A 9,976-nucleotide genomic window follows, 5' to 3' on the forward strand; every position below is an offset into this window, starting at 1 on the left:
GAAGGGGCGTGGTCATCCAGGGCGGCTCGCATCGGCCCCTGGATGGCCACGGCGCTGCGCGCCTCGCCATGACGGGAGAGAGGGCGAATACTAGAGCAAGTCCTGGATCATGAACCTGATATAGGCCGCCTTGAGCAGCCAGCGCCGGTGAGCGCCGAGCGGGAAGCGGGTCGGCGCCGCCGCCATCAAGGCCGGGATGCCGACGCCCGGAACCGGGCTGCCGGTCATGGCATGGGCGACGGCGCGGCCGGCCCAGCCGGCGCTGGCGACGCCGTTGCCGTGATAGGCCAGGGCGTACCAGACGCCGGGGTCGTCCGGCACCTGGCCCAGCATCGGCGTCAGATTGGCCGAGAGGCAGACCAGGCCGGACCAGAAATGCGTGGTCTCGACCCCGCGCCAGGCGGGATAGGCGATGCCGATCCGCCCCTCCAGCCAGCGCCGGTATGCCGCCAGCGCCTCCGGGCTGCCCCAGGTGCCGCCGCGGGAGCCAAGCAGCAGCCGCCCGTCTTTCAGCAGCCGGAAGTAGAACAGCAGGTTGCGGGTGTCGGACAGCGGCGTCTCGGTGGTCCAGCCCTGGGCCTGCCGCTCCGCCTCGCTCAGCGGCCGGGTGACGACGATGCTCGACAGCGCCGGCAGGAAGGTGCCGGCCAGGTAGGGATGCAGCCCGTCGGTGGTGTAGCCGTTGGTGGCGATCAGCACCCGCTTGGCCCGCAGCGACCCGCCCGCTGTCACCAGCCGGTGCCCGCCGCCTTCCCGCTGCCAGCCGGTGACGCGGCTGCGGTCATGGATCCTTGCGCCCCGCGCCAGGGCCGCGCGGGTCAGGCCGCGATGGTACTTCAGCGGATGCAGGCCGAAGCCGGCGGCGTGGTGCAGGCCGCCATGCGCCTCCGGCCCGGCATAGCCGCGTTCGCGCAGCTCGCTCCTGCTCCACAGCGTCGAGGTGAGGCCGGAGACCTCGCGGTCCCAGCGCGCCTCCTCCTCCAGCTCGCGCACCCGGCCGGGCTTGTGGGCGACGCTGATGACGCCATCGCCCTGGCGGTCGAGATCGATGCCCTCGTCCCGCGCCAGCGCCGCCACCAGCTCGGTCGCCTCGATCTGGGCGGCGAAGTAGCGGCGCACCTCGTCGCGGCCGACCCGCTTCAGCATCGCGGCACCGGACAGCTTGGCGGCGCCGACGCAGTTGAAGCCGCCGTTGCGGCCGGAGGCGCCCCAGCCGATCGGCCCGGCCTCCAGCACCCGGACATCGACGCCGAGGTCGCGGGCCAGGTGCAGCGCCGCCGACATCCCGGTGTAGCCGCCGCCGATCACGGCGACATCGCAGGACTCGTCGCCGGTCAGCGGCGCGCAGCCCTCCGGCGCCGGCCCGGCGGTCGCCTCCCAATAGCTCGGCACGGTGCGGGCGGTGTCGGCGGTGGCGGGATGATAGAGGAAATCCTGGGACGTCATCCGATCCGCTCACTTGTCACCGGTCCGCAACGCAGCGGAGGATGACATCCGGCGATGGGCCGGTCCATTCTGGCACCGTCATCCGGAGGGAGATCCAGCCATGCAGGGCCCGTCGCGCCGCCAGGTCATGCTCGCCACCGTCTTCGCCGCGGCCCCGCTGCCCGGATGGGCGGCCACGGCGCCGCTGCGGCTGACCTTCCTGCATGTCAATGACGTGTACGAGATCGGGCCGGTGCGCGGCCAGGGCGGCTTCGGCCAGCTGGCGACGCTGCTCAAGCAGGCCCGCGCCGCCAACCCGCACAGCATCACCACCTTCGGCGGCGACACGCTGTCGCCCTCGGTGATGTCGGGCCTGACCAAGGGCTCGCAGATGGTCGACCTGTTCAACGCCGTCGGCATCGATTACGCGGTCTGGGGCAATCACGAATTCGACTACGGGCCGGAGCTGGCGGCGCGGCGCATCGGCGAATCGAAGTTCCCCTGGCTCGGCGCCAATGTCCTGGGCAAGGATGGCAAGCCCTTCGGCGGCGGCATCGCCACCGCCACCCGCAAGGTCGGCGACTACACCATCGGCTTCCTCGGCATCCTGACGCCGGACACGAAGACGCTGTCGAGCCCCGGGCCGGACATCAGCTTCCCGGACATCATCGCCACCGCCAAGCAGGCGGTCGAGGCGCTGAAGGCCGAGGGCGCCAACATCCTGGTGGCGCTGACCCATCTCGGCATCGCCCAGGACCGGCAGCTGGCGCAGTCGGTCAAGGGGCTGCACCTGGTGCTGGGCGGGCACGACCACGACCCGATCATGTTCTACGAGAACAACGTCCTGATCTTCAAAGCCGGCTACGATTCGCACTATCTCGGCGTGGTCGAGCTCGACATCTCGACCCGCGACACCAAGGACGGGCCGGTGATCGCGGTGCTGCCGAGCTGGGAGGTGCGCCCGACCGCGGGGGTCGAGCCCGACCCGGAAATCCAGACCAAGGTCGATGCCTTCAACAAGGCGCTGGACGATGCGCTGGGCATCGTCATCGGCACCACCTCGGTCGAGCTCGACAGCCAGCGCGGCGCGGTGCGGACCGAGGAGACGACGATGGGCAACCTGATCGCCGACGGGTTGCGCTGGGGCGTCTCGGGCGCGCAGATCGCCATCATCAATGGCGGCGGCGTGCGCGGCGACCGGCTGATCGCCGCCGGCACCCAGCTGACGCGCAAGGACATCCTGACCGAGCTGCCCTTCGGCAATCTCGCGGTGCTGCTGGAGCTGACCGGCGCCGAGATCCGGGCGGGGCTGGAGAACGGCGTGTCCCAGGTGCAGGACGTCGCCGGCCGGTTCCCGCAGATCTCCGGCCTCGCCTTCGTCTACGACCCGGCCAAGCCGGCCGGCAGCCGCGTGGTCTCCGTCACCGTCGACGGCAAGCCGCTGGACGATGCCGCGGTCTACCGCGTCGCCACCAACGACTACATGGCCGGCGGTGGCGACGGCTATGCCGCCTTCACCAAGGGCAAGGTGCTGATCGACGCCTCGGCCGCGCGGCTGATGGCGACGGTGGTGATGGACTATGTCACCGCGATGAAGACGGTGGCGCCGATGGTCGACGGCCGCATCCGGCGGTCCTCATGACCGTCGACGCCGAGGGCACCGTCCCGCCGGTGCTGGGGCTGGCGCTGGGCGGCGGCATCGCCCGCGGCTGGGCCCATATCGGGGTGCTGCGGGCGCTGGACGCCGCCGGCATCCGGCCGCAGGTGGTGTGCGGCACCTCGGTCGGCGCCCTGGCCGGCGCGGCCCATCTCTCCGGCCGGCTCGACGTGCTGGAGGCCTGGGCCCTCGGGCTGAACCGGCAGCGCATGGTCACCTATCTCGATTTCGGCCTCGGCCTGCCCGCGCTGATCAGCGGCCGCAAGCTGGGCCGGCTTTTGGACCAGAGCTTCGGCGACCTCAGGGTCGAGGATCTCGGCGTGCCGTTCGGCGCCGTCTGCGTCGACCTGTTCACGGGCCATGAGGTCTGCCTGCGCGAAGGCCGGGTGTCGGAGGTGATCCAGGCTTCTTACGCTCTGCCCGGCGTGTTCCCGCCGCGGCATATCGGCCGCCACATGCTGGTCGACGGGGCCTTGGTCAACCCGGTTCCGGTCTCGGTCTGCCGCGCGCTCGGGGCCGAGGTGGTGATCGCGGTCAACCTCAACGGCGACATCATGGGCCGGACCCGGGTGCCCGAGGGCGGCTATGCCCGCATCGCCGGCTTCGACATCCTCGAGCTGATGCCGGGCGGCACGCTTCTGGGCGGCATCAACGGCGTCGCCCGCAAGCTGTTCCGGCGCGACCCGGACATGCCGAGCCTGTTCGGGGTGATGATGGCCTCGCTCAACATCATCCTCGACCGCATGGGCCGCACACGCCTGGCGGCCGAGCCGCCGGACGTGGCGATCGACCCGAAGCTCGGCCATATCGGCGCCGCCGAGTTCGACCGGGCGGCGGAGCTGATCGACCTCGGCTACGCGGCGGCGGAGGCGGCGATCCCCGACATCCACGAGGCGCTGCGCGTCACCTCCTACGGGCTGGACCCGCAGGCGCCGCCGGCCAAGTAGGGCCGTGCCGATCGGGGCGGATTGCGTGCGGTAGCGCGACACCGGGTCCGGCGCGCTGCGGCACCGGGTGTGGCAGGATCAGGGGCGTTCCGATGGAGGAGGTCCCCGATGCGAGACTTCACCCTCCCGCGTCGCCGTCGGCCGGCCTGGCTCGGCGCGCTCCTGGCGCTGGTGCTGCTGCTGCCGCAGCCGGCCCTGGCCTGGCTGGGCGACGGCCACAGGGCGACCGGCGTCCTCGCCTATGACCTGCTGGAGCAGCGCGACCCGCAGGCGATCGCCGTCATCCTCCGGCTGATGCAGGCGCATCCGGACCGCGCCCGCTTCGACGGCCAGCTGGGCGACCTGACCGGGCGCGACCGGGAGCGCGAGACCTTCGAGCTGATGGCGATCTGGCCCGACGCCGTGCGGCGCACCGCCTATGACCATCCCGACTGGCACCAGAGCCAGCGCATCGTGTCCTCGGCGCGCTCCGTCATTCCCTATGCGTTCGGCAGCGCCCAGGCCGAATTCGCGCGCAACCTCGCGATCGCGCGCGACCCCACCGCGTCCGATGCCGATCGGGCGGTCGCGCTGTGCTGGGTGATGCACATCGTCGGCGACATGCATCAGCCGCTGCATGCCGCGATGTGGATGTCCTGGCGCTTCCCGATCACCGATGCCGGCGGGCAATGGTCCTGGGTGCGCCCTTCGCCGGGCGCCGAGCCCATGCGCCTGCACTGGTTCTGGGATTCGGCGGGGCTGGCCGGCGACCTGACCGCGAGCGTCTCCGGGGCGCTGGAGGCGCAGCTGGTGCGGGACCCGCCGCCGCCGGCCGAGGACGAGTCCCTGTCGCCGGATCCCGAGACCGCCCTCGCCCGCTGGGTGGCCCACACCCGCGCGCTGGCCTATGACGTCGCCTATGATGGCGGGAAGCTGCGGATGGGCACCTCGCCCCGCTCCGCCACCGTCCTGCCGCCCGGCTATGTCGAGCGGGCCCGGGCGGTCAGCCGGGCCCAGCTCCGCACCGCCGGCCAGCGGATCGGGGCGCTGTTCGAGGGGCTGCGCTGAGGGGCGGCACACCCCAGGCTAGAGGAGGAACGCGTCCGCCGTCAGGGTCTGCGTGACCCCGGCGAGATGGAGCGACATGTCGACGGTCTTGTCGCCATTGTAGTCGATCTGGACATCCGTTCCCTGATCCGTCCGGACCAGTTGCAATTCGCCGGCCACGCCGCCGAACGCCTCATACCCGATGAAAATCAGGTGGCTCGGCGGGAGATCGGTGTAGGGAGACAGATCGGTCGGCATGTAGAAGCCGATCTTGTCCTTCTCATGCTCGTTGAACGTAAAATCGGTGATGATGTCGGGAGAGTTGAAGTAGGTGTAGGCGAAGTTGAAGGCATCATTGCCCGCACCGCCGGTCAATTTGCTCAAACCATAGTCTTCCAGCCGGATGACATCATCGCCGGCGCCGCCGTCAATGGCGTAGTCGCCCCAGTCATGAGGACCCGACGTCCAGTCGGGGACGGCAAGCTGGATGTGGTCATTGCCCTCGCCGCCGCGGATGTCGGCCGTCAATGGATTGGAGCGAAGCCCCAGCCACAGCCATAGGGAATCATCGCCACTGCCGCCATCGACGACGGCGTGGACTCCGCCGAAGCTGATGGAGTCATTGCCCTCGCCTCCGAAAATCTGGTCGTCGCCCGCAAAGGTGCTATCGGCATTGATGGAATCGTTGCCGCTCCCGCCATAGACGATGCCGTGCCCGCGGATGGTGTCGTCGCCGCCCCCGCCATAGAAGGTGCCCCCGACGACGACGTCGCCGGTGATCTTGTCGGCATGATTGCTGCCCTGGACGACCTCGATGAGGTCGAGGTAGCGATCGCCCTCGGCCGTCCCGCCGCTGCCGGTCCCGGCGCCGAGGTCGACGGTGACGCCGGCGGTGCTGTCCTCGTAGGACACGGTGTCGATGCCGGCCCCGCCGAGGAAACTGTCCGCGCCCACGCTTCCGACAAGGCTGTCATCGCCGTCGCCGCCATCGAGATGGTCGTCCCCGGCCTGGCCACGAAGCTTGTCGTTGCCGGCACCGCCTTGGAGATCGTCGTTCCCCGCCTCGCCGAAGAGAATGTCGTCGAGCGCGGTGCCGATGATGGCATCGGCGAACACGCTGCCATGCACGATCTCGATATGATCCAGGAAGCGGTCGCCCTCGGCCGTGCCGCCATGGTTGACGTTGGTCGCCAGGTTCAGCGACACGCCCACGGCGCTGTCGGTGTAGGACACGGTGTCGGTGCCCGCGCCGCCGGTGAAGCTGTCGGCGCCGAGGCCACCCAGCAGATCGTCGTCGCCGATGCCGCCGTCCAGCAGGTTGGCCCCGGCGCCGCCGATCAGATGGTCCGAGCCGCCCAGACCGGCAAGCCGGTCGTCGCCGGCACCGCCGTTCAGGGTGTTGTCGAGGCTGTTCCCGGTGATCGAATCCGCGAAGGCGCTGCCGATGCCGTTCTCGATCTCGTCCACGAAGCGATCGTTGAGGGCGTCGCCGCCGAGGTTGTGTTGGCCACGGGGCAACGGCGCGAGGGTAACGGTGATCCCGGCCGCGCTGTCCGCATAGCTGACGGTGTCGATCCCGGCATCGCCCCGGAATGTGTCGGCCCCGGCGCCGCCGATCAGCAGGTCGTCCCCGCCCAGCCCCGTCAGCTGATCGKCGGCGCCGCCGCCGTTCAGCGTGTTGTTGAGGCTGTTGCCGATGATCGTGTCGTAGCCGCGACCGCCGATGGCGTTCTCGACCAGATCCTCGAACGTGTCGCCTTCGGCCTCGCCCCCCCGGCCCACGAAGCCGAGGTCCAGCCTGATGAAATGAGCTCTGTCGTCATCCGCGTAGCTGACAGTGTCGATGCCCGCGCCCCCGGCGAAGATATCCGCCCCGTCCCCGCCGATCAGGACGTCATTTCCGTCCATTCCAAGCAAGCGGTCCTGGCCGGCGCTGCCCCGCAGCGTGTCGTCCCCGATCCCGCCCTCGAGCCGGTCGTTCCAGTTCCCGCCATCCAGCGTGTCATCGCCGTCCCCGCCCTCGAGCTGGTCGTTTCCGATCCCGCCGCGCAGCATGTCGTCGCCAAGCCCGCCGACCATGAGGTCGCTCAGGTTCGAGCCGACGATGAGCTCGATGGTATCCAGGAAGCGGTCCCCTTCCGCCGAGCCGCCATGGTTGACGCCGGTCGCCAGATTCACCTGGATGCCCGCCGTGCTGTCCTCATAGGACACGGTGTCGACGCCGCCGCCGCCGAGGAAGCTGTCCGCCCCGGTGCCGCCGACGAGGTTGTCATCGCCGTCGCCGCCATCGAGGCGGTCGGCCCCGGCCTGGCCGCGAAGCGTGTCGCTGCCGGCGCCACCCCGGAGATCGTCGTTCCCGGCCTCGCCGAAGAGGATGTCCTCGAGCGCGGTGCCGATGATGACGTCGGCGGACACGCTGCCATGCACGATCTCGATGCGGTCCAGGAACCGGTCGCCTTCGGCCGAGCCGCCGTGATTGACGCCGGTCGACAGGTTCACCGACACGCCCGTGGCGCTGTCGGTGTAGGATACGGTGTCGGCGCCGTTGCCGCCGAGGAAGCTGTCCGCCCCGAGACCGCCTTTCAGATTGTCGTCACCCTCGCCGCCATCGAGCAGGTCCGCCCCGGCGCCGCCGTCGAGCGTGTCGTCGCCTCCCATCCCGAGCAGGCGATCGTTGCCATCATATCCGCTCAGCGCCTCGCTGTTGCCGGCACCGATCATCAGATCGGCGAAATTGCTGCCGCTGAACCTCTCGATCGTGTCGAGAAAGGAATCGCCCTCGGCATCGCCGCCATGATGGACGCCGGTGGTCAGGTTGATGGAGACGCCCGCGGCACTCTCGAAATAGGAGACGAGGTCCAGGCCGGCCCCTCCGATGAAGACATCCGCTCCGGCACCACCGCGCAGGATATCGTTGCCGTCGCCGCCCTGCAGCAGGTCGACCCCGGCCCCTCCGGTGAGGGTGTCGTTGCCGCCCAGGCCGTACAGAGTGTCGTCGCCTGCCTCGCCCAGGAGCGTATCGTCCCCCGCGCCGCCGCTAAGGATGTCATTGCCCGATGTGCCCGTAAGCGTCGCCATGCGTTCCCCCTTGCGAAACGATCGTTCACGTCATGCTCAGACTATGGGTCCAGTTTTAAGAAATTTGTGTCATCGCTGGGGCGCCGGACAGAAATCCTCAACCGGCCTTGTGCCCGGCGAAATAGCGGCTGGGCGGCGCTCCCAGCAGGCGCTTGAACATGGTGGTGAAGGCGGCGGCGCTGTCATAGCCAAGGTCGAGGGCGACGGCCGTCACCGCCTCCCCCGCCGCCAGCCGCGGCAGGGCCGCGAACAGGCAGGCCTGCTGCCGCCAGGCGGAGAGGCTCAAGCCCGTCTCCTGCCGGAACAGCCGGGTGAAGGCGCGGCGGCTCATGCCCAGCGCGCCGCACCAGTCGTCGATCGTGTCATGCGGCGTCGGCCCCTCCAGGAACCGCCGGCAGCGCGCCGCCAGCGCCGCATGGCCGGGCAGCGGCAGGTTCAGCGGCAGCACCGGCATCCGCGCGATTTCCTGCAGGATCAGCGCCATCACCAGCCCGTCCCGGCCCTTCAGGTCATATTCCAGCGGCAGGTCCACCGCCTCCATCAACAGGCTGCTCATCAGCGCCGAGACGCCGACCACGCGGCAGTCGGTCGGCAGGCCGGGCACGGCGTCCGGCTCGACATAGACGCTGTGCACCTTGACCGCGCCGATCGGCTGCACGTCATGGGTGATGCCGCCCGGGATCCACACCGCGCGCTCCGGCGGCACCACCCAGCGCCCCTGCTCGGTCCGGACCATCAGCACGCCGTTGCTGCCATACAGCAGCTGCGACCGCCGGTGCCGGTGCGGCAGGATCACGTAATGCGCCGGATAGTCGTTGCCGAGCGCGACGACCGCCCGGGGCGCATCTTCATGGACGAAGGTGGTGTTGCGCATGGCCCACTCGCAAAAGCAATAGACCAAAGCACGAAAGCAGGTCGGGCGGGAAGGCGTATTCTTGGCCGAGCCGACGGCACTCCCGCCGCCGGATGCCTTAGTGATGCGCCGCTCAGCGGCCATCGGGACTCTTGGGAATGACGAGTGGAACACTGACCCCGGACCGCAGGTCCGACGCCGACGGAACGGTCTTCACCATCCTGGCCGCGATCAGCTTCAGCCATCTGCTGAACGACATGATGCAGTCGCTGCTTCCGGCGCTCTATCCGATGCTCGCCACGGATTTCGGGCTCGATTTCGGCCAGGTCGGTCTCATCACCTTCGTGTTCCAGCTCACCGCCTCGATCCTGCAGCCGGCGATCGGCCTCTACACCGACCGCAAGCCGCAGCCCTATTCGCTGCCGGTCGGCATGGGCTTCACCCTGGTCGGGCTGATCGTGCTCTCCGTCGCGCCGACCTTCCCGATGCTGCTCTTGGGCGCGGCCCTGGTCGGCATGGGCTCCTCGGTGTTCCATCCGGAATCCTCGCGCATCGCCCGGCTGGCGTCGGGCGGGCGGCACGGCCTGGCGCAGTCGCTGTTCCAGGTCGGCGGCAATATCGGCTCGGCGATCGGGCCGCTGCTGGCCGCCTTCATCGTGCTGCCGCGCGGCCAGGCCAGCATCGGCTGGTTCTCCGCCGCGGCGCTGCTGGCGATCCTGGTGCTGACCGGGGTCGGCGCCTGGTACCAGCGGCACCGCCGCAGCATGGCGGCCAAGCCGCGCCGCCCGGTGCAGCCGATCGCCCTGTCGCGCGGCAAGGTCGGCTTCTCGCTCGGCATCCTCGGCATGCTGGTGTTCTCCAAGTACATCTACCTGGCCAGCCTGACGAGCTACTTCACCTTCTACCTGATCCAGACCTTCGGGGTGTCGGTGCAGCAGGCGCAGATCCACCTGTTCATCTTCCTCGGCGCGGTGGCGGTGGGGACGGTGG

The 9,976-nt window shown here is 69.8% G+C and carries 7 protein-coding genes; 4 read left to right on the top strand and 3 right to left on the bottom strand.

Annotated elements, in window-relative coordinates; all coding sequences use genetic code 11:
- Nucleotides 1-90: 90 nt before the first annotated feature.
- Nucleotides 91-1,446: an NAD(P)/FAD-dependent oxidoreductase gene (locus tag BWR60_RS27800; RefSeq protein WP_088155126.1), complete on the bottom strand. Its 1,356-nt coding sequence runs from the start codon at nt 1,444-1,446 to the stop codon at nt 91-93.
- A gap of 100 nt (nt 1,447-1,546) precedes the next feature.
- Here BWR60_RS27800 and BWR60_RS27805 point away from each other — a divergent pair, with 100 nt between their 5' ends.
- The 3 genes from BWR60_RS27805 to BWR60_RS27815 all read left to right on the top strand — a co-directional run bounded on the left by BWR60_RS27805 (nt 1,547) and on the right by BWR60_RS27815 (nt 5,076).
- Entirely contained in the window at nt 1,547-3,067 is a 1,521-nt protein-coding gene (locus BWR60_RS27805; RefSeq protein ID WP_088155128.1) for a bifunctional metallophosphatase/5'-nucleotidase, read from the top strand.
- Nucleotides 3,064-4,029 carry a patatin-like phospholipase family protein gene (locus tag BWR60_RS27810; protein WP_088155130.1) on the top strand — a complete coding sequence of 322 codons (966 nt, stop codon included), beginning with the start codon at nt 3,064-3,066 and terminating at the stop codon, nt 4,027-4,029. Before BWR60_RS27805 ends, BWR60_RS27810 begins: the two co-directional genes overlap by 4 nt.
- 108 nt (nt 4,030-4,137) lie before the next feature.
- Nucleotides 4,138-5,076 carry a S1/P1 nuclease gene (locus tag BWR60_RS27815; protein WP_088155132.1) on the top strand — a complete coding sequence of 313 codons (939 nt, stop codon included), beginning with the start codon at nt 4,138-4,140 and terminating at the stop codon, nt 5,074-5,076.
- An 18-nt stretch (nt 5,077-5,094) separates the two neighbouring features.
- Here the strand turns inward: BWR60_RS27815 and BWR60_RS27820 are convergent, their stop codons facing one another.
- The gene (locus BWR60_RS27820; protein WP_088155134.1) at nt 5,095-8,133 is read right to left on the bottom strand and encodes a calcium-binding protein; all 3,039 of its coding nucleotides are present in this window, start codon (nt 8,131-8,133) and stop codon (nt 5,095-5,097) included.
- A gap of 97 nt (nt 8,134-8,230) precedes the next feature.
- Entirely contained in the window at nt 8,231-9,007 is a 777-nt protein-coding gene (locus BWR60_RS27825; protein ID WP_088155135.1) for an AraC family transcriptional regulator, read from the bottom strand.
- Between the two features lie 137 nt (nt 9,008-9,144).
- Here BWR60_RS27825 and BWR60_RS27830 point away from each other — a divergent pair.
- Nucleotides 9,145-9,976: MFS transporter (locus BWR60_RS27830; RefSeq protein WP_144445786.1), on the top strand; the 832-nt coding region annotated here is incomplete at its 3' end.

Origin of the sequence: Inquilinus limosus (assembly GCF_002195995.1) — a bacterium.
Lineage (GTDB): Bacteria > Pseudomonadota > Alphaproteobacteria > DSM-16000 > Inquilinaceae > Inquilinus > Inquilinus limosus_C.